The sequence below is a fragment of the Prescottella subtropica genome, assembly GCF_005434945.1.
GTDB lineage: Bacteria > Actinomycetota > Actinomycetes > Mycobacteriales > Mycobacteriaceae > Prescottella > Prescottella subtropica.
In genome coordinates, this window is the sequence record NZ_SKCH01000002.1 from 125,692 (window position 1) to 144,596 (window position 18,905).

Annotated in this window: 16 protein-coding genes, 1 pseudogene and 1 riboswitch; of the genes and pseudogenes, 7 read left to right on the forward strand and 10 right to left on the reverse strand. The window is 70.3% G+C overall.

What is annotated here, in order from left to right:
- Positions 1-13: 13 nt before the first annotated feature.
- Positions 14-640, forward strand: a complete 627-nt coding sequence (locus tag E0497_RS02885) for a TetR/AcrR family transcriptional regulator (protein WP_137723281.1) — start codon at positions 14-16, stop codon at positions 638-640.
- Between the two features lie 37 nt (positions 641-677).
- On the forward strand, positions 678-2,099 hold the full coding sequence (purB, locus tag E0497_RS02890) for an adenylosuccinate lyase (protein WP_137723282.1): 1,422 nt from the start codon (positions 678-680) through the stop codon (positions 2,097-2,099).
- 86 nt (positions 2,100-2,185) lie between these two features.
- Here purB and E0497_RS02895 read toward each other — a convergent pair whose 3' ends face one another.
- Together E0497_RS02895 and E0497_RS02900 are read right to left on the reverse strand one after the other, a co-directional pair.
- Positions 2,186-2,605 (reverse strand): hypothetical protein, encoded by a 420-nt coding sequence (locus E0497_RS02895; RefSeq protein ID WP_137723283.1) that lies wholly within the window; start codon positions 2,603-2,605, stop codon positions 2,186-2,188.
- Between the two features lie 44 nt (positions 2,606-2,649).
- The gene (locus E0497_RS02900; protein WP_137723284.1) at positions 2,650-3,081 is read right to left on the reverse strand and encodes a MarR family winged helix-turn-helix transcriptional regulator; all 432 of its coding nucleotides are present in this window, start codon (positions 3,079-3,081) and stop codon (positions 2,650-2,652) included.
- An 89-nt stretch (positions 3,082-3,170) separates the two neighbouring features.
- Between E0497_RS02900 and E0497_RS02905 the strand changes: the two are divergent.
- Positions 3,171-4,982 (forward strand): annotated as a pseudogene (locus tag E0497_RS02905) (ABC transporter ATP-binding protein); the annotation flags it as partial.
- Here E0497_RS02905 and E0497_RS02910 read toward each other — a convergent pair.
- Positions 4,971-6,455, reverse strand: coding sequence for an FAD-dependent oxidoreductase (locus E0497_RS02910; RefSeq protein ID WP_137723285.1), 1,485 nt, complete (start codon positions 6,453-6,455; stop codon positions 4,971-4,973). The pseudogene E0497_RS02905 and the gene E0497_RS02910 sit on opposite strands and share 12 nt — an antisense overlap.
- A gap of 173 nt (positions 6,456-6,628) precedes the next feature.
- Here E0497_RS02910 and E0497_RS02915 point away from each other — a divergent pair, with 173 nt between their 5' ends.
- Together E0497_RS02915 and E0497_RS02920 are read left to right on the forward strand one after the other, a co-directional pair.
- Positions 6,629-7,057, forward strand: coding sequence for an HIT family protein (locus tag E0497_RS02915; RefSeq protein WP_137723286.1), 429 nt, complete (start codon positions 6,629-6,631; stop codon positions 7,055-7,057).
- Complete coding sequence (locus E0497_RS02920) at positions 7,050-8,069, forward strand: 1-aminocyclopropane-1-carboxylate deaminase/D-cysteine desulfhydrase (protein WP_137723287.1); 1,020 nt, start codon at positions 7,050-7,052, stop codon at positions 8,067-8,069. Before E0497_RS02915 ends, E0497_RS02920 begins: the two co-directional genes overlap by 8 nt.
- Here the strand turns inward: E0497_RS02920 and E0497_RS02925 are convergent.
- From E0497_RS02925 to E0497_RS02945, 5 genes are all read right to left on the reverse strand, one after another.
- Positions 8,032-8,769, reverse strand: coding sequence for a (2Fe-2S) ferredoxin domain-containing protein (locus E0497_RS02925; protein ID WP_137723288.1), 738 nt, complete (start codon positions 8,767-8,769; stop codon positions 8,032-8,034). The genes E0497_RS02920 and E0497_RS02925 overlap by 38 nt on opposite strands.
- On the reverse strand, positions 8,766-9,578 hold the full coding sequence (locus E0497_RS02930; protein WP_137723289.1) for an ABC transporter ATP-binding protein: 813 nt from the start codon (positions 9,576-9,578) through the stop codon (positions 8,766-8,768). Before E0497_RS02930 ends, E0497_RS02925 begins: the two co-directional genes overlap by 4 nt.
- Entirely contained in the window at positions 9,575-10,642 is a 1,068-nt protein-coding gene (locus tag E0497_RS02935; protein WP_137723290.1) for a FecCD family ABC transporter permease, read from the reverse strand. Before E0497_RS02935 ends, E0497_RS02930 begins: the two co-directional genes overlap by 4 nt.
- Positions 10,639-11,634 carry an ABC transporter substrate-binding protein gene (locus tag E0497_RS02940; RefSeq protein WP_241665679.1) on the reverse strand — a complete coding sequence of 332 codons (996 nt, stop codon included), beginning with the start codon at positions 11,632-11,634 and terminating at the stop codon, positions 10,639-10,641. The genes E0497_RS02935 and E0497_RS02940 overlap by 4 nt, the downstream gene beginning before the upstream one ends.
- A 31-nt stretch (positions 11,635-11,665) precedes the next feature.
- Positions 11,666-11,855, reverse strand: a riboswitch (cobalamin riboswitch).
- Between the two features lie 16 nt (positions 11,856-11,871).
- Positions 11,872-13,308: an MFS transporter gene (locus E0497_RS02945; protein ID WP_421958298.1), complete on the reverse strand. Its 1,437-nt coding sequence runs from the start codon at positions 13,306-13,308 to the stop codon at positions 11,872-11,874.
- Positions 13,309-13,448: 140 nt separating this feature from the next.
- On the opposite strand from E0497_RS02945, the gene E0497_RS02950 reads away from it, so the two are divergent.
- Both E0497_RS02950 and E0497_RS02955 read left to right on the forward strand, forming a co-directional pair.
- Positions 13,449-14,333: a phosphoribosylaminoimidazolesuccinocarboxamide synthase gene (locus E0497_RS02950; protein ID WP_137723292.1), complete on the forward strand. Its 885-nt coding sequence runs from the start codon at positions 13,449-13,451 to the stop codon at positions 14,331-14,333.
- A gap of 10 nt (positions 14,334-14,343) precedes the next feature.
- Positions 14,344-16,455 carry a S9 family peptidase gene (locus E0497_RS02955; RefSeq protein WP_137723559.1) on the forward strand — a complete coding sequence of 704 codons (2,112 nt, stop codon included), beginning with the start codon at positions 14,344-14,346 and terminating at the stop codon, positions 16,453-16,455.
- A gap of 13 nt (positions 16,456-16,468) precedes the next feature.
- Here the strand turns inward: E0497_RS02955 and E0497_RS02960 are convergent, their stop codons facing one another.
- On the reverse strand, positions 16,469-17,167 hold the full coding sequence (locus E0497_RS02960) for a response regulator (protein WP_137723293.1): 699 nt from the start codon (positions 17,165-17,167) through the stop codon (positions 16,469-16,471).
- Positions 17,164-18,765 (reverse strand): sensor histidine kinase, encoded by a 1,602-nt coding sequence (locus E0497_RS02965; RefSeq protein WP_170312850.1) that lies wholly within the window; start codon positions 18,763-18,765, stop codon positions 17,164-17,166. The genes E0497_RS02960 and E0497_RS02965 overlap by 4 nt, the downstream gene beginning before the upstream one ends.
- Positions 18,766-18,905 lie beyond the last annotated feature (140 nt).

Sequence of the window (18,905 nt, forward strand, 5' to 3'; positions counted from 1 at the left end):
GCACGATGGCGGCATGACTTCGGCCGCGACTCCCAAAGGTGAGCGGCGTCGTCGGGCCCTCGCGGCCGCGGCAGCCGATCTGCTGGTCGAGGGTGGGTTCGACGCCGTCAGCCATCGGGCGGTGGCGGCGCGGGCACGGCTGCCGCTCGCGTCCACCACCTACTACTTCGGGTCCCTCGACGAACTGGTCGCTGTCGCCGTCGAACTCGTCGGCACCCGGGAGCTCGACACGATGCGCGCCCGGATCGACGACGTCTCCCAGCGCCGGCGCGGCACCGAGGCGACCGTCGAACTGATCGTGGATCTGCTGGTGGGGCCCGAACACGACACCGTGGACACGTCCGACGACGGTGGCCGGGAACGCCTGATCGCCCGATACGAACGATTCGTGGCGTGCGCCCGGCATCCCGAACTGCGGCAGGTGCAGCTGCGGCTGCGGGCCCAGCTCGACGACCTGCTCGCCGACGTGCTGCGCCGCTCCGGGCGGCTGGTCCGGCCGGCGCACCTGCGCCGCCTCGTGGCCGTCGTCGACGGGATCGTCGTCGGTGCGCTCGCCGAGGTCGACCCCGATCCGCGGGCGATGGTGGAGGCGATGCTGCTCGACCTGATCGACGACCTGGCGCCCCCGACCATGCGCTGACGGGGACGCTCCGAATCCGCCGGTAGACTGGGGTCCCGTGAGCCGCATCCCGAACGTCCTTGCCAACCGTTACGCCAGCCCCGCACTGAAGGAGCTGTGGTCGCCGGAGCACAAGATCGTGCTCGAGCGTCAGCTGTGGTTGGCGGTGCTCAAGGCCCAGGCCGAACTCGGCATCAGCGTTCCCGCCGAGGCCGTAGCCGACTACGAGCGTGTGCTCGAGAGCGTCGACCTGGACTCCATCGCCGACCGTGAGCGCGTCACCCGCCACGACGTGAAGGCCCGCATCGAGGAGTTCAACGCCCTCGCCGGTCACGAGCACGTCCACAAGGGCATGACCAGCCGTGACCTCACCGAGAACGTCGAGCAGCTGCAGGTGCTGCGCTCGCTCGAGCACGTCCACGCACACGGCATCGCGATCGCCGCCCGCCTGGCCGAGCGGGCCGCCGAGTACACCGGCATCGTCATGGCCGGCCGCTCCCACAACGTCGCCGCGCAGGCCACCACCCTCGGCAAGCGGTTCGCGTCCGCCGCCGACGAGATGCTCGTCGCCCTCACCCGCGTGCAGGAACTGATCGACCGCTACCCGCTGCGCGGCATCAAGGGCCCGATGGGCACCGCGCAGGACATGCTCGACCTCCTCGACGGTGACGCCGCCAAGCTCGAGCAGCTCGAGACGAAGGTCGCCGCGCACCTCGGCTTCGCGCACGTGTTCACCAGCGTCGGCCAGGTGTACCCGCGTTCCCTCGACCACGACGTGCTCTCCGCGCTGGTCCAGGTGGGTGCCGCGTCGTCGTCGATGGCGCACACCATCCGTCTCATGGCCGGCCACGAGCTCGTCACCGAGGGCTTCCAGCCCGGCCAGGTCGGCTCCTCGGCGATGCCGCACAAGATGAACACCCGCTCCTGCGAGCGGGTCAACGGCCTGCAGGTGGTGCTGCGCGGCTACGCGTCGATGGCCTCCGAACTGGCAGGCGCGCAGTGGAACGAGGGTGACGTGTTCTGCTCCGTCGTCCGCCGCGTCGCCCTGCCCGACGCGTTCTTCGCGATCGACGGCCAGATGGAGACGTTCCTGACGGTCCTCGCCGAGTTCGGCGCCTACCCGGCCGTCATCGAGAACGAACTCACCCGCTACCTGCCGTTCCTGGCCACCACCAAGGTCCTCATGGCCGCGGTGCGCGCCGGGGTCGGACGCGAGACCGCGCACGAGGCCATCAAGGAGCATGCCGTCGCCGTCGCACTCGCGATGCGCGAAGAGGGCAAGGAGCCCGACCTGCTCGACCGGCTCGCCGCCGACGAGCGTCTGCCGCTCGACCGCGCCGCCCTCGACGAGGCCCTCGCCGACCGGACCGCATTCGTCGGTGCCGCCGGCGCCCAGGTCGACTCCGTCGTCGCCGAGGTCCAGAAGCTGGTCGACGCCAACCCCGAGGCCGCGCGGTACGCGCCCGGCGCGATTCTCTAGGTTCACCGACCCCCGAACGGGAGTTCACCGCACGCTGCCGGCCACCGGGCGTGCGGTGGACTCCCGTTCGGCGTCGAACGGCACGGCTACGACCTGCGGGGCCGGCCGAGAATCACGGCCGCGACGGTGAGGGAGACCGCGCTTGCGGATCCGAGCCAGAAGAGCCAGTAGGCAGGGTAGTAGAGCAGCCACAGGGCGAACCGGAGTTGGATCACGATGAACGGGGCCGGCGCGAGCGCGCGGAGTGTGACGAGTCTTCCTGCGCGGTACGCGACTTCGGCGAGTAGGCACACGACTGTGAGGGCGGCGAAGAACGGGACGTTGATCCACTCGAACGCGTTCTCCCAGTAGGACTCTCCCGATTCCCGGCTCATTCGTTCGGATGCGTAGTAACCCATGACGACCCCGGACACCCAGTAGAGGGTGGGCCCCGAGGTCACCCGCGCAGCAAGGTGCTGTCTGTGTTCCTCGTCGGCGGTGCCGGATCCTCGGTCGGGGATACGCATGACTGGACCATAGTCGGGATACGGATGCCCATGGATCTTCTCGGTCAGCAGTCGTCGGCGGTGAGTTTGCCGAGGATCCGGCCGAGCTCGTTGCGGTCGCGTTCGTCGAGTCCGGCGAAGAAGTCGGCGGCCTGAGCGTCGCGGGCCGCGGACATCTCGTCGAGGAGCGTGCGGCCGGTGTCCGTGATCCGGACGCACACGGCCCGCCGGTCGACCCCGTCGGCGACACGTTCGACGAGATCACGCTTCTGCAGTCGGTCCACCACCTCGGTGGCCGAGCGGGGCGCGATCCGCAGGGCCTTCGCGACGTCGCCGAGACGAGGCCGGCCGTCGGACTCGCGGTCGATGACACGGAGTGCGCGGAACTCGTGCGGGGAGAGTTCCCACGGCTGCAGGGCTGAGAACCAGCGTCGGCGCAGGCCCCGCGACGTCGTCATCACCAGGTCGCGCAGGTGCTCGGCCGATACCTCCGTCATGTGTCGGAGCTTACCTCACTTGACAGCCACCTCATATTGAGCCAACCTCAGTAATAGTCTTGCCCCGACATCGACAGAGGGGTGGTTGCATGACGAACCCGTTCCACGGCGGACCCGGTGGCGGCCCGATGCGGACCCGCAAGGTCGATCCCGCCGACCGAGCCCAACTCGAGGATTCCCCGGTGAGTCTGCGCCGGATCGGCGCGCTGTTCGCGCCGTATCGCTGGCAGATCTCCGTGGTGACGGTGCTGATCGTGGCGTCATCGGCGATCTCGTTGGCCACCCCGTTCCTGGTCCGGGAGGTCATCGACCGGGCGATCCCCGAGCAGGATGTGCGCCTGCTGGTGTGGTGTGTGCTCGGGATGCTTGCGGTCACCGTCGTCGGTTCGGTGTTCGGGGTGATCCAGACGTGGATCTCGACGACCGTCGGGCAGCGGATCATGCACGACCTGCGTACCCGGGTGTTCGGTCACCTGCATCGGCAGTCTCTCGGGTTCTTCACCCGCACCCGCGGCGGGGAGATCCAGTCCCGGCTCACCAACGACATCGGCGGCATGCAGACCGTCGTCACCTCGACCGCGACGTCGATCGCGTCGAACGTCACCACCGTCGTCGGCACCGCGATCGCGATGGCCGTGCTCAGTTGGCGGCTGTCGCTGCTGTCGCTCGTGGTGCTGCCGCCCGCGATCTGGCTCACCCGCAAGGTGGCGCTCCTGCGTCGCGCGATCACCTCGCAGCGTCAGAAGGCGTTGGCGGACATGCAGACCCAGATCGAGGAGAGCCTGTCGATCAGCGGTGTCCAGCTCGGCAAGACCCTCGGCGCCGGGCCCACGATGTCGGAACGGTTCGACGAAACCTCCACGGTCCTGGTCGATCTCGAGGTCCGATCGCAGCTGTCCGGGCGGTGGCGGATGGCGACGATGAGCATCGTGTTCTCCGCGATCCCCGCCCTGCTGTACCTCGCGGCCGGGCTGCCCGCGACGTCCGGCGGCATGACGATCGGCACGCTGGTGGCGTTCACCGGCCTGCAGACCGCCCTGTTCCGTCCGCTCATGGGCCTGCTGGACGTCGGTGTGTCCGTGACGAGTTCACTCGCCCTGTTCAGCCGGATCTTCCAGTACCTCGACCTGCCCGTCGAGATCGACGACCCACCCCACCCGGTCCCGATGCCCCGCGAGACGGTGTCCGGCGCGGTGCGTTTCGAGGGTGTCGGCTTCCGCTATCCGGGCGCCGACCGGGACGCGCTCGCCGGCATCACCGTCGACGTGCCGGCCGGGTCGTCGCTCGCCCTGGTCGGGGAAACCGGTTCCGGCAAGACCACACTCGCATCCCTCGTGCCACGGCTGCACGACCCGACGTCCGGTCGGGTCACGATCGACGGCGTCGACCTGCGCGACATCCGGCTCACCGACCTCGCCGGGCTCGTCGGCGTCGTCTCCCAGGAGACGTACCTGCTGCACGCCACGATCCGGGAGAACCTGCGGCACGCCCGCCCCGACGCGTCGGACACCGACATCGAGGACGCGTGCCGTGCCGCACAGGTGCATCAGCTGATCGCGTCGCTGCCCGACGGCTACGACACCCTCGTCGGGGCCCGCGGGCACCGCTTCTCCGGCGGGGAGAAGCAGCGCCTCGCGATCGCCCGAACCCTGTTGCGGGACCCCCGGATCCTCGTGCTCGACGAGGCCACCAGCGCCCTCGACAACGAGACCGAACGGGCCGTGCAGGCCGCCCTCGACGTCGTCAGCCGCGGCCGCACCACGATCACCGTCGCGCACCGGCTCTCCACGATCCGCGGCGCCGACCGGATCGTCGTCCTCGACCACGGCCGCATCGCCGAGCACGGCACCCACGACGAGTTGCGCGTGCTCGGCGGCCGGTATGCGGCGCTACTCGCCCGCGGCGGCGACACCGGCGCGGCGACCGAAGAAGGTGCCGTCGCCGAGGGAGGTGCCGCTGATGTACCCCCACGAGTGCAGGCCCGACGTCGCCCGGCCGGCCGCGAACAGGCCCGGGATCGTGTTCCCGTCGAGATCCCGAACGTGTCCGTCGACGGTGGTGTGCAGTCCACCGATCGTGAACACCGCGGCACCACCGCTGTTCTCGGTGCCGCCCTCGCTCGGCGCCGTCATGCCGCGTCGGACGTCGATCGCCGCGAACGGTGACCGCAGCGGCCGCAGCCAGCGCGCCGACTTGTGGAAGTAGGGGTCCTCGCCGCGGGCCGCGAACCGGTTGTACTCGCCGACCGTGGTCTGCAACGCCCCCTCCGGCATGCCGATCTCGCGTTCGAGTTCCTCGAGGGTCTCGGCGACGAAATGCGGCCGCACACCCCAGCGTTCGTCGACGGGAATCTCCTCGTACGCCTCCTCGTCGAGGATCACCCACACCTGCAGGTCGTGCTTGAACAGCGCGGCCTGACCCACGAGCCCGGGGTAGACGTCCTCGTTGACGAACCGCCGGCCGTGTCGGTCGACGATCATGCCGCGCACCATCATTCCCGGCACCAGCGAGATCCCGACCTGGCCCGCCGACATGTGCTTGACGGCCGCGCCGACGGCCTGGGTCATCACGATGCCGCGGCCGTCGTCGCCGCCGTCGCTGTTGACACCCAGGCCGACGAGTTGCGGTGCGTGCTGGGCCACCATCTCGGGGTTGTCGGCGAAACCGCCGGTCGTGACGATCACGCCGCGGCGGGCACGGTAGGTGACGACGTCGTTGAAGTGCCGGGCCACGACACCGACGACCCGGTTGCCGTCGGCCTCGTCCCGGATCAGGCGCAGGGCCCGGGTGTCGGTGTGGACCGCGACGTCGGATGCCGTGACGGACTCGGCCAGTACCGCCATGAGCACCTTGCCGCCGAACCCGTCGGCGGTGACCCGGTGCCCGCGCGGCGCGGGTGCGGCGATCTCGGTGAACGGATAGGCGTTCTCGCCCATCCACATCAGGCCGTCGTCGGTCGGAGGCACCCACGTCGGCGAATCCCACAGCGACGGCTTGAACGGCACCCCGTGATCGGTGAGCCATCGGTAGTGGTCGACGCTGTCACGGCTGTAGAGGCCGACCTTCTCCCGGTCGGCGTCCGGGCCGAGTGCGGCGAGGAGGAACTTCTCCATGGCGTCCGCGGTGTCGGTGAACCCGCACGCCTCCTGGATCGGGGTGCCGCCACCGAGATACATCTCGCCGCCGGACAGCGCCGACGATCCGCCGCCGCCGCTCTGTCGTTCGAGCAGGATCACGTCGGCGCCCGCGGCGTCGGCCTCGAGTGCCGCGGACGCCCCCGCGCAGCCGTAACCGATGATCAGCACGTCGGTCTCGTGATCGAACGTGCCGATCGATGTGACGTCGAGCGGGGTGGTGGGTATGGGGGTGCTCATGCGGAACTCCTGTCGTCGGAACCGGCCATGACTGTGGTGCCCGTCACCGTAGGAAGGGTCCGGTCGTGGGGGAAGACCGGTGTTCGGTGGGCGGGACACGCGCCCCGCGACACGAAGACCCGCAGAGGCTGCGAAGCGGTAACACTTCGGCGTTCGCCGCATAACATCTGTGCATGAGTCACTGCGTCTTCTGCGCCGTCATCTCGGGTGGGGCCGAGTCGAGCGTCGTCTACGACGACGCCCACACGATCGCGTTCATGGACATCCGTCCGTTCACGCCCGGGCATCTGTTGGTGGTGCCGAAGACACACGCCGCGAACCTGTCCGAGCTCGATCCGGAAGACGGCGGACGTCTGTTCCGGGTGGGGCAGCAGGTGGCCGCGGCGCTGCGGGAGAGCACCGTCGCCGCCGAGGGCGTCAATTTCTTCCTCGCCGACGGCGTCATCGCCGGGCAGGAGGTGTTCCACGTCCACCTGCACGTGGTACCCCGCACGGCGGGAGACGGATTCGGGTTGCGGGGCCGTCCGACGACGCCGCCCCGCACCGACCTCGACTATCTGGCGGCGTCGATCGCCGGCCGACTCGGCGGCGCCGATGCGTGACGAGGACGCGCGCCCGCCGCACCTGCACGTGCGGTTCCCGGAACTGGCGGAGACACTGCCGTACGTCCGGCTCGGGGACGCCCCGACACCACTGCGCAGACTCGACGGGCTCGGCACCCGGAACCGGCTCTGGCTCAAGGACGACGGACAGTACGGGTCCGGTGGCTGGGGTGGAAACAAGGTGCGCAAGCTCGAGTGGATCATCCCCGACGTCCTCGCCCGTGGAACCAAGCGGATCATCACGGTGGGCGGTCTCGGCACCAACTGGGGTCTCGCAACTGCCCTGTACGCACGGGATTTCGGGATCGACACCGCACTCGCCCTGATCGACCAACCCCTCGACGACCACGTCCGCGCCCAGCTCGCCCGGCTCGAACGGTCCGGTGCCACACTCCACTACACCCGCAACAAGGCGCGGACGTTCGCGTCGGCACCGCTGCTGATGCTCCGCAACATACGGGGCGGCAAGCTGCCCTACTATCTGCCGCCGGGCGGATCGTCACCGATCGGCGCCCTCGGATACGTCGAGGCCGCACTGGAAATCGGTGCGCAGGTCGAGGCCGGGGTGATGCCGGAACCGGCGCAGATCGTCGTGGCCGCCGGCTCCGGTGGGACGGTCGCCGGACTGCTCCTCGGTCTGCGACTCGCGGGGCTGGACACGGGTGTCGTCGGTGTCGTCGTCAACGACACCCTGCCCCTCGGCGCCCACGAGATCCGGGACCTCGCGGTCCGCGCCGAGGAGGTGCTGCGGCGCCGCGGCGCGCGATTCGACGACCTCGACCTCGGGAAAGCACGGCTGACCGTGACCCGCGACTACCTCGGCCCCGGTTACGGATACGCCACTGCGGAGGGTCGGGCCGCGCAACGCGTCGGCGCCGAATACCAGGTGTCGCTCGACCCCGTCTACACCGCGAAAACCTTCGCGGGCCTGCTCGAGATCGACGCCGAGACCCGCAGCGACGACCGGCCGATCGTCATGCTCGACACCTTCGGTCCCCGGCCCACTCGGTGATCGGCCGGCCGCCGATCAGATGCTCGTCGACCAGTCGGTCGACGCGGTCCGCGGTCAGGCCCGCGTACCAGGTGTCGTCCGGGTACACCGCGACCACGGGGGCCTGCGAGCACGGAAACATGCAGCCGGTCAACGTGATCAGGACGTCGTCGTCGTCGAGGCCGCGGGCGGTGAGGGCATCGTCGACGGCGCGTCCGGTCTCGGCGCCGCCACGTGCCGAGCAGCGCGGTCCCCGGCACACCAGGACGTGCCGGGCGAAGCCGGGCACCTCGTCCCACGCGGGGGAGGTGAGCGGTGCGGTGGTGGTGCGGGCCGGTGCGGTCGGTCCGCTGATCGCGGCGTCCAACAGGTCCGGGTAGGACTCGGCGTCGGTGAGCGGGCCGGCGATCCGCACGTCCGGGACGGCGGCGTCGGCCCGTTCCCGCAGCCAGTGCCCGATCACCCGGCGGAACCATGCGTCCATCTTGCGGTCGAGGACGGTCTGGGCGCTGACCACGACCACCTCGGACACCCCGGCGTCGGCGGCCTCGTCGAGCACCGCGGTGACCGTCGGTCCGGGGCCGCCGAGGACCGCCGTCCGGAACACCGTGTCGGGGTGGCGTTTCCGTAGTTCGGTGAGTGCGCCGATCACCTGGTCGTGCGGGTCGTCGCCGCGGTCCGTCGGGGCGGTGACGATCACCCAGCGTCGAAAGTCGTTCACGGTCGGATCCTTTCGAGGTCGGCGCCGTGGGTGCCGCACAGCACCACCATCGGACGCCCGGTGCGGGGATGTGGCTGCACGATCGCGTCCAGGCCGTACACGTCGGCCAGCAGGTCCGCGGTGAGGACGGTGTCGGTGGGGCCCTCGGTGACCACCCGGCCGCGTTGCAGCACCACCAGGTGGTCGCAGTACATCGCGGCGAGGTTCAGGTCGTGCATCGCCGCGACGGTCGTCAGCCCGCGCCCGCGCACCAGATCGAGCAACTCCAGCGACGCCGACACGTCCAGATGGTTGGTGGGTTCGTCGAGCAGCAGCACGCACGGCCGCTGCGCGAACGCCCGCGCCAGCTGCGTCTTCTGCTTCTCGCCGCCGGACAGGGACTGCCACACCCGTCGCCGCAGCCCCGTGATCCCGGCCATCGCGAGCGCGTCGTCGACGACCCCGTCGGGGACGGAGGACGCCGGCCGGGCCCAGCCGCCGCGGTGCGGGATCACCCCGAGCTCGACGATCTGCTCGACCGTCAGCTCGAGTCCGGTCGCCGAATGCTGTTCGAGCAGGGCGACGGTGCGGGCGAACTCGCGGCGGTGGATCGACTCCACCGGGTCGTCGCCGAGCAGCACCCGCCCGGAATCGGCGCGGGTCAGGCGGGCGATCGCGGACAGCAGCGACGTCTTGCCGGAGCCGTTGGGGCCGATCAGCCCGGTCACCTTCCTCGACGGGGCGCAGCAGGTGACGTCGTCGAGGATCGTCGTGCCGCCCGCCGACCATGACACGTGCTCGACGCGGACCTCGGGGGAGTGGTGGCTCATGCGCGGGCCCCACGTCGGCGCAGCAGCAGCACGAACACCGGGACACCGACGACCGCGGTGACCACACTGATCGGCAGCTCGCGGCCCGGGATCACGGTGCGGGCGGCGATATCGGCCCACACCAGCAGCAGCGCGCCGGTGAGCGCGACCACCGGCAGCAGCCGCGCGTGCAGCGGACCGGCCAGCATCCGGGCGGCGTGCGGGACGACGAGCCCGACGAACCCGATCACCCCGGCCTGCGCGACGAGCGTCGCGGTGCACAGCGACGCCACCCCGTACAGCACCCAGCGGGACCGTTCGACGTGCGTGCCCAGGCTCGCGGCGGCCCGGTCGCCGAACGCGAACGAGTCGAGGACCCGTGCGTGCGCGAGTACGACGGCCGCGGTGACCGCGACCACCACGAGCATCGGGGTCAGGCTCGCCCAGCGCGCCCCGGCCACCGAGCCGAGGGTCCACTGCAGCACCCGCTGCGCGAGATCCCGGTCGCCGAGCATGACGAGCGCCGACGTGAGCGCCGCCGTGAACTGGCCGACCGCGATACCGCCGAGGATCAGCCGGCCCGGCACGAGCGCACCGGACCGGTTGGTCGCGATGAGGAACACCAGCAGCAGGCCCGCGATCGCCGCCACGAAGGCGGCCGCGGACACCGTCGTCAACCCGAGCACACCGACGGTGCCGATGCCGGCGGTGAGCGCGAGGACCGCGCCGAGCGACGCCGCTCCCGACATGCCCAGCAGGTACGGGTCGGCGAGCGGATTACCGGTCAGCGACTGCAGCACCGCGCCGCACAGTGCGAGCCCCGCCCCGGCGAGCGCCGCGGCCAGCACCCGCGGCAGCCGCAGATCGACGACGATGTGGGTGGTGAGCAGATCGGTGCCCGGGCCGATACCGAGGCGTCCGGCGATCGACGCGACGACCGTCCCGATCGACAGGTCCGCGGCCCCGATCACGACACCGGCCGCGCAGCTGAGCGCGAGCAGCGCGGCCAGGACCGAGAACCACCCGGCCCCGCCGGCCCGGGGCCGCGTGCGTGCCCGCGCCGGTACCCGGGTCACCGCACTCATCCCCGCAGGCCGCCCAGCTGATCGGCGGCGGACCGCGCGCCGTCGATCAGCCGCGGGCCGGGCGTGCCCTCCGAGAACGGCACCACCACGAATGCGTCGGTGCGCACGGCCGTCAGATCCCGCAACGCCGGATCGCTCTTCAGGAACTGCTTCTTCGACTCGGCGGTGTCCCACGTGGCGTCGACGAGGACGATGACGTCGGGATTCGCCTGCAGCACCGTCTCCCAGTTGCCGTTGCCCCACGCGCCGTTCAGTCCGGAGAAGACGTTGGTGGCGCCGACCGCATCGATGATCAACTGCGGGCCGCCGGCGTTGCCGCCCACGTAGGGGGTGTCGGTCTTGCTGTCGTACCAGAAGACGGACTTGCCGCGTCCGGGTGCCGCGGACTCGATCCCGGCGAGCGTGTCACGCATGCGGGTGCTCTCGGCGTCGGCGTCGGATCCGCGGCCGAACAGCGTCCCGTAGTCGCCGATCTCGGTGGCGACGGCGTCCCATCCGACGGGCGGACGCTGGGACTTGTCCTGGCACCCGAACGGCGAGACGTAGGTGGCGACACCGAGGTCGGCCAGCGAATCCTGCGAACCGACGGCCTTGTCGTCGAACGCGCTCGCGTACGACGCCAGCACCAGATCCGGCCTCGCCTCGAGGACGGCCTCGCGGCTCGGGTAGGCGGATTCGTTCAGCACCGGGATCTGCGCGTACGCGTCGCGCCACTGTGGGGCGATCGTGTCGTCGAGGTAGGCGGTACCGGCCATCTGCCCCTGCGCGCCGACCGACAGCGCCGACTCGGTGGCCCCCTGATTGAGGGTGACCGCGCGCTGCGCCGGCCCGTCGAGGGTGACGGTGCGGCCGCAGTTCTGCAGGGAGATCGCGGCGTCGGTGGCGGCGTCGGACTCGGATTGTGGTGATCCGCCGCACGCGGTGAGGGTGAGGGCGGCAGCGACGGCGACCGCCGTCGTGGACAGGACTCGGCGAGAGACAGGGGTGCGCACGGCGACCCGCCTTCCATGACTCGTGGAAAACGTGCAGGTAGGTGCCACGGCCGGTCTCCTGGCTCGGCAGGGACGACCGTCGTCTCCCGGCCGATCGAACCTTCCCGGACTTCTCCGGTGGCTCGGGGGCCGCACGTCGAGTCGACGTCCCTGCTCACAGTGGCGAGTACCGCGCCGGATTCGCACCGGACTTCCCGTTCACCGTGGCAACGGGGCCAAGGATAGACGAGGGGCTGTTCAGGCCGGTGTGCGATCCGTCCGGCCCCCCGGCAACACCGTCCCGGCGACCGTCATCACGATCGCCGCCCCGAGCATCACCACGAACACCAGGTGCACGGCGTCCGCGAGGTCTCCCGGTTCCGGGGCGTCGACCATGCCGAGGCGGGCGTTGACGACGGCCCCGAAGACCGCCACACCGACCGCACTGCCGATCGACACGGCGAACGCCGACGTGGAGGTGACGACACCGCGTTCGGCCCAGCCGACCGACGACTGGGCGGCGATGAGCGTGGGTCCGCCGATCAGGCCCATCCCGGTACCGATGACGAGACACGCCCCGATCACGTGCCACAACTCGGAATGCACCGTCAGCCGGGACGCGAGGACGGCCCCGACGACCGTCGTCACCGCCCCGACCAGGACGGCCGCCCGGAACCCGTGCCGCATGTACAGTCGCCCGGCGAGCGCCGACGCGATCGGCCAGCCGACCGACAGCGCCGCCAGCGCGAACCCGGCACGGGCCGGTCCGGTGCCCAGTACCTCCTGGATGAACGTCGGCACGTACCCGGTCAACCCGATCGCGACGGCCCCGCGGAACAGGGAGATCAGGCACGCGGCGACGACGATCCGGCGGGCCAGCACCCGCAGCGGCAGGATCGGGTCGGGCACGCGGCGCTCGACCCAGACGAACACGATCAGCAGGGCGACCGCCGCCCCGAGGACCCCGGCGCCGATCGGCGACCTCCACGCCCACGAGTCGCCGCCCTCGAGCAGACCGAGGATCAGCAGCGCGGAACCACTGCTGAGCAGGATCGCCCCGGTGTAGTCGACGGTGCGACGTCCGGACACCTCCCCGGCGAAGTCCTGGTCCTCGACGAAGTGCCGGGACAACAGCCACGCCGCGAGCAGGCATCCGGGAATCGCGACGAGGAAGGTGGCCCGCCACGACACGTGCGCCGACAGCAGTCCGCCGAGCGACGGCCCGACGAGCACGGCGGTACCCCACACCCCGGCCAGATAGCCCTGGATCCGGGCGCGTTCGGCGACCGTGTAGATGTCCCCGGCGATGGTCTGGCTCATCGGTTGCACGGCCCCGGCCCCGAATCCCTGGACGACCCGGAACACCACCAGCGCCGCCATGGACCAGGAGAGAGCGCACAGCAGCGACCCGACCGTGAACACCCCGAGGCCCCACATCATGATCGTCTTGCGGCCGTAGAGATCCGACAGGCGTCCGTAGACCGGCACCGAAACGGCTTGCGCCAGTAGATAGCCCGAGAACAGCCACGGGAACTCGGTGAAGCCGCCGAGATCGTCGACGATCGACGCCACCGACGTCGCGACGATGGAGGTCTCGATCGCGACCATGGCCGCTGTGAGCATGAGGGACGCCAGGATAGGGCCGCGCTCCGAGCGCAGACCTGCCCCGTCCCGAACTGCAGTGTCCGTCATCACAACCCCGACTGTGTGTGGGAACCGCGCGGTGCCGGCGACACCGCTGGCGGGAGTATGACACCGGCAAAACCGGCATGCTGGACGAACGTCGAGATCGTGGTGTCCGGTACGTAAACCCGACGGACCGATAGGGTGGACGGGTGCGCCCTTCACTCGACTCCTACACCCACCTGGCCGGCGGCAAGGTCCGCGATCTTTTCGCGATCGACGACGAGCATCTCCTGCTGGTCGCGAGTGACCGGATCTCGGCCTACGACCACATCCTGAGCACCCCCATCCCGGACAAGGGCCGCGTCCTCACCGCGATGAGCGTGTTCTTCTTCGAGAAGCTCGGTGGCAACAACCACCTCGCCGGCGACCCGCTCGACGAGCGGATCCCCGAGGAGGTGCTGGGACGGGCGCTCGTGGTCCGCAAGCTGCGCATGGTGCCCGTCGAATGTGTGGCCCGCGGCTACCTGACCGGGTCCGGGCTGGTCGACTACCGGGACACCGGCGCGGTGTGCGGCGTCTCCCTGCCGGACGGGCTGGTCGAGGCGAGTGAACTGCCGGAGCCGATCTTCACCCCGGCGAGCAAGGCTGACCTCGGCGATCACGACGAGAACATCGACTTCCGGGCCGTCATCGACAAGGTCGGCCAGAATCTCGCCGTCAAGCTGCGCGACGACACCCTCGACATCTACACGCGTGCCGCGAACTTCGCGCGCGACCGCGGAATCATCTTGGCCGACACCAAGTTCGAGTTCGGCCTCGACGCCGAGAACAACCTGGTGCTCGCCGACGAGGTGCTGACGCCCGACTCGTCGCGGTACTGGCCGGCCGACAGCTACGAGGTCGGCAAGGTGCAGCCCAGCTTCGACAAGCAGTTCGTGCGCAACTGGCTCACGAGCCCCGCATCCGGCTGGGACCGCGCGTCGGACACCCCGCCGCCGGCGCTGCCGCAGGAGATCGTCGACGCGACCCGTACCCGCTACATCGAAGCGTACGAGCGTATTTCGGGTCTGTCGTTCGCCGACTGGGTGGGCTGACGTGGGTGCGCTGACTCCGCCTGTCGCCAAACGAGTTCCGCTCGAGAGGATCCACCACGGGGACACGTTCGTCGACCACTACGAGTGGCTGCGCGACAAGGAGGACCCGGAGGTCGTCGCGTACCTCGAGGCGGAGAACGCGTACACCGCACAGCAGCTCGAACATCTGGAGCCGTTGCGGGAGAAGATCTTCCAGGAGATCAAATCCCGCACCCAGGAAACCGACATGTCGGTGCCGACCCGGCTCGGGCAGTGGTGGTACTACTCGCGGACCGTCGAAGGACAGCAGTACGGCGTGCACTGCCGGTGCCCCATCGCCGACGCCGACGACTGGACGCCGCCCGAGCTGTCGGCAGATGTCGCGATCGACGGTGAACAGGTCCTACTCGACGGCAACGCCGAGGCCGAAGGCCACGAGTTCTTCTCCCTCGGCGCCTACACCGTCAGCCACGACGGCACCCTGCTCGCATACGCCGTCGACGTCGTCGGCGACGAGCGGTACACGCTGCGGTTCAAGGACCTCACCACCGGCGCGCTGCTGCCCGACGAGATCCCGAACACCGCCCCCGGCGCCACGTGGGCGGCCGACCAGCGGCACGTCTTCTACCTCACCGTCGACGATGCGTGGCGTCCCGACACCGTCTGGCGGCACGAACTGGGCACGTCGCAGGACGCCGACGTGCAGGTCTTCCACGAGCCGGACGACCGCTACTGGGTGTCCGTCGGGTCGACGCGCAGCGAGAAGTACCTGATGATCTGGGTCGGCTCCAAGATCACCACCGAGGGGTGGATCCTCGAATCCGCGGACCCCGAGGGGGAGTTCCGGGTGATCCTGCCGCGCCGCGAGGGCGTCGAATACGCGGCCGAACATGCCGTGATCGCCGGTGAGGACCGCTTCCTCATCCTGCACAACGATGTCACCGCCGACGGCGAGAAGGCCGAGAACTTCGTCCTCGCGCAGGCCCCGATCGCGGACCCGGCGGCGATGGAGATCCTCGTCCCGCACCGCCGGGACGTGCGGCTCGAGGACATCGACACGTTCGCCGACCATCTCGTGCTCAGCTACCGGCGCGACGGCCTGACCCGGCTCGCGATCTGGCCGCTCACCGCCGACGGGTACGGCGAGCTCACCGAGATGCGGTTCGACGAGGAACTGTTCTCCGTCGGCCTCGGCTCCAACCCCGAATGGGATCAGCCGACGCTGCGGATCGGCTACACGTCGTTCGTCACGCCGTCGCGGGTGTACGACTACCGGGTCGCCACCGGGGACCTGATCCTGCGCAAGGCGCAGCCCGTCCTCGGCGACTTCGACCCGGCCGACTACGAACAGCACCGCGAGTGGGCGGTCGCCGACGACGGCACCCACATCCCGCTGTCGGTGGTGCAGCGCAAGGGAATCGGTTCCGGACCGGCACCGACCCTGCTGTACGGGTACGGCTCGTACGAGGCCAGCATGGATCCGGCGTTCTCGGTGGCGCGGCTGTCGCTGCTCGACCGGGGCACGGTGTTCGTCGTCGCGCACGTGCGCGGCGGTGGCGAGATGGGCCGGCTCTGGTACGAGAACGGCAAGACCCTCACCAAGAAGAACACCTTCACCGATTTCGTCGCGTGCGCACGGCATCTGATCGACGAAGGACGCACCACCCCGGCGCAACTCGTCGCCGACGGTGGCAGCGCGGGCGGTCTGCTGATGGGTGCGGTGGCGAACCTGGCGCCGGAGTTGTTCGCGGGCATCCTCGCGAACGTTCCGTTCGTCGACCCGCTCACCTCGATCCTCGACCCGGACCTGCCGCTGACCGTGATCGAGTGGGACGAGTGGGGCAACCCGCTCGACGATCCGCAGGTGTACGCGTACATGCGGTCCTACAGCCCGTACGAGAACGTCGAGGCCAAGGACTACCCGGCGATCCTCGCGATCACCAGCATCAACGACACCCGCGTCCTCTACGTCGAACCCGCCAAATGGGTTGCCGCCCTGCGTGCCACCAAGACAGGGGACGCACCGCTGCTCCTCAAGACCGAGATGAGCGCCGGACACGGCGGGGTCAGCGGACGCTACGAGAAGTGGAAGGAAGCCGCGTTCGAATACGCGTGGCTGATCGAGACGGCCGGGGCGCGGTAGCCGCCGCACGGCCTCACCGCGACGTCGCCCACATGTATCGCACCTGAGGTCGCCCGGCCCGCCCGTACTCCGTCGTGCGGGCGAGGATCCCGTCGTCGGCGAGACGTTCGAGATATCGCCACGCCGTCACCCGGGACACCCCGGCGGCCGTCGCAGCCTCGGCGGCCGTCAGAGGACATCCGGCATCGCGTACACACGATCCGATGAGGTCGATCGTCTGCGGGGCAACACCTTTCGGTGTGGTGGCGCGCTCGTCCGCGGTTCGCAGCACCGCCATCGCCCGGTCGATGTCCCGCTGGCTCGCGGCCGTCCCGCCCGTGGGCAGTGCGGCCCGGAACTCCCGATAGTGCTCGAGTTTGTCGCGCAACGCCGCGAACGTGAACGGCTTGAGCAGGTACAACACCACCCCGCGGGCCACCGCAGTCCGGACCACGTCCAGATCCCGCGCCGACGTCACCGCGATGATGCCGGGTGCGGGACGCAGATTCGACAGGGCGGCAGCCAGATCCAGCCCACTCGCGTCCGGCAGGCCGATGTCGAGCAGCACCAGGTCGATCGGCGCCTCGGCTGCGGACGCCTCGGTGACGACCCGGATCGCGTCCTGCGCGGTGTGCGCGACCGCCGCCACCGCGAATCCGTCGACCCGCTCCACATAGGCGTGGTGTGCCTGTGCGATCAGCGGCTCGTCCTCGACGACCAGTACCCGGATCATCGGTCACCACCGTCGAATCCGACGTCGTGCAGGGGGATCTCGACGACCAGCATCCCGGCGAGCGACGGCTCGGTGCGCAGGCGGCCACCGTGCCGGGCGACGACCTGCGCCACCAGGGCCAGCCCCAGTCCGCGCTGGAGGGCCGGCCGGCCGTCCACCGGTTTCGTCGAGTAGCCACGGCCCAACGCACGGGCCAACGTGTCCGGGGCCATCCCGGGGCCGCTGTCGGCGACCCGCAGCACCAGCGTCGAACCCTCTTCCGCCGCAGTCACCTCCACCCACGGGGTCTCGCCGTCGACCGCCGCGGACCGGGCCGCGTCGATCGCGTTGTCGATCAGATTGCCCACGACCGTCACCAGTTCGAGCGGGCTCAGCGGCCGCACCGACCCCAGCGCGGTGTCCTCGGTGACCGTCAACTCGACCCCCTGCTGGGCGGCCTCGCTCACCTTCCCGAGCAGCAGCGCGGCCAGGGCGGGCTCGTGCACCGCCGCCATCAACCGGTCGATCAACTGCTGCGACGTCGACAACTCCGCAGTCGTGAACGCGACCGCCTCGTCGCTGCGGCCCAACTCGACCAGCGTCACGATCGTGTGCAGCCGGTTCGCGTACTCGTGGGCCTGCGCGCGCAGCGACTCGGCGACACTGCGCGTCGAATCGAGCTCACCGAGCGCCGTCTGCAACTCGGTGTGATCCCGGAGCGTGACGACGGTGCCGATGCGCCGGCCCTCCCACGACACGGGGGAGCGGCCCACCACCAGCACCCGGTCCGCGGTCACGTGCACCTCGTCCTGCTCACCGGCGTCGTCGGGCCCGTCCGGCCGCAGCGTCTCCGGCAACTGGTCGACCGTGATCGGACCGTCCGGCAGCCACAGCAGCCGCCGCGCCTCGTCGTTGATCACGTCGACCCGGACCCGGCCGTCCCGGCGGCGTCCGAACACGATCAACCCCTCGCCGATCGACCCCAGCACCGCCTCGTGATGCTCGTACAGCCGGCGCAACTGGCCCGGATCCAACCCCATCGTCTGCCGGCGCAGCCGCCGGTTCACCGTGGCCGCCCCGAGCGCGGCCAGCGCGACCGCGACCCCGATGATGCCCAGCAGCGACGGCAACCCCTCCGCGAACTGCTCGCCGATCCGTTCCCGCGTCACCCCCACCGACACCATCCCGATCACCCGGCCGGCGTCGAACACCGGTGTGACCGCGCGGATCGACGGCCCCAACGACCCCGTGTACGTCTCCGTGTCCGTCTCGCCGGCCAGCGCCCGGTCGACGTGCCCCTCGAACCGCTTACCGATCATCGCCGGATCCGGATGCGTGAACCGGGTACGGTCCGGTGCCATCACCACGATGAAATCGGTGCCCGTCGCCGCCCGGATCCGCTCGACCTCCGGCTGCAGCACCGCCGTCGGATCCGGGCCGCGCAGCGCCGCGACCGTCGAATCCGAGTGCGCCATCGTCTCTGCGACGCTCGTCACCACCCGGCGTGTCGCATCGTCCGAGTCGCGTCGTTCGTCGAGGACCGCCAACCCCGACACCGCGGCCGCGACCAGCGTCAACACCACCAACTGCAGCACCAGCAACTGGCGGGCGACGCTCATCGGCCGACGGGACCGGGCGTAGGGCACGGCGCTCCTCTCGTGAAATCAATGAACACAATCTTCACCGCCGCCCCGAACGGTACGACGATCACTGACGGGCTCTCGTGACCTCGATCACTCGATGATCGGAGACGTCGGCC

Bases quoted from the DNA above. Each gene is read 5' to 3' on its own strand.
- E0497_RS02920 (WP_137723287.1), top strand. From the start codon at position 7,050: ATGCGTGACGAGGACGCGCGCCCGCCGCACCTGCACGTGCGGTTCCCG.
- E0497_RS02935 (WP_137723290.1), bottom strand. From the start codon at position 10,642: ATGAGTGCGGTGACCCGGGTACCGGCGCGGGCACGCACGCGGCCCCGG.
- E0497_RS02960 (WP_137723293.1), bottom strand. From the start codon at position 17,167: ATGATCCGGGTACTGGTCGTCGAGGACGAGCCGCTGATCGCACAGGCA.
- E0497_RS02915 (WP_137723286.1), top strand. From the start codon at position 6,629: ATGAGTCACTGCGTCTTCTGCGCCGTCATCTCGGGTGGGGCCGAGTCG.
- E0497_RS02885 (WP_137723281.1), top strand. From the start codon at position 14: ATGACTTCGGCCGCGACTCCCAAAGGTGAGCGGCGTCGTCGGGCCCTC.
- E0497_RS02895 (WP_137723283.1), bottom strand. From the start codon at position 2,605: ATGCGTATCCCCGACCGAGGATCCGGCACCGCCGACGAGGAACACAGA.
- E0497_RS02900 (WP_137723284.1), bottom strand. From the start codon at position 3,081: ATGACGGAGGTATCGGCCGAGCACCTGCGCGACCTGGTGATGACGACG.
- E0497_RS02930 (WP_137723289.1), bottom strand. From the start codon at position 9,578: ATGAGCCACCACTCCCCCGAGGTCCGCGTCGAGCACGTGTCATGGTCG.
- E0497_RS02965 (WP_170312850.1), bottom strand. From the start codon at position 18,765: ATGAGCGTCGCCCGCCAGTTGCTGGTGCTGCAGTTGGTGGTGTTGACG.
- E0497_RS02910 (WP_137723285.1), bottom strand. From the start codon at position 6,455: ATGAGCACCCCCATACCCACCACCCCGCTCGACGTCACATCGATCGGC.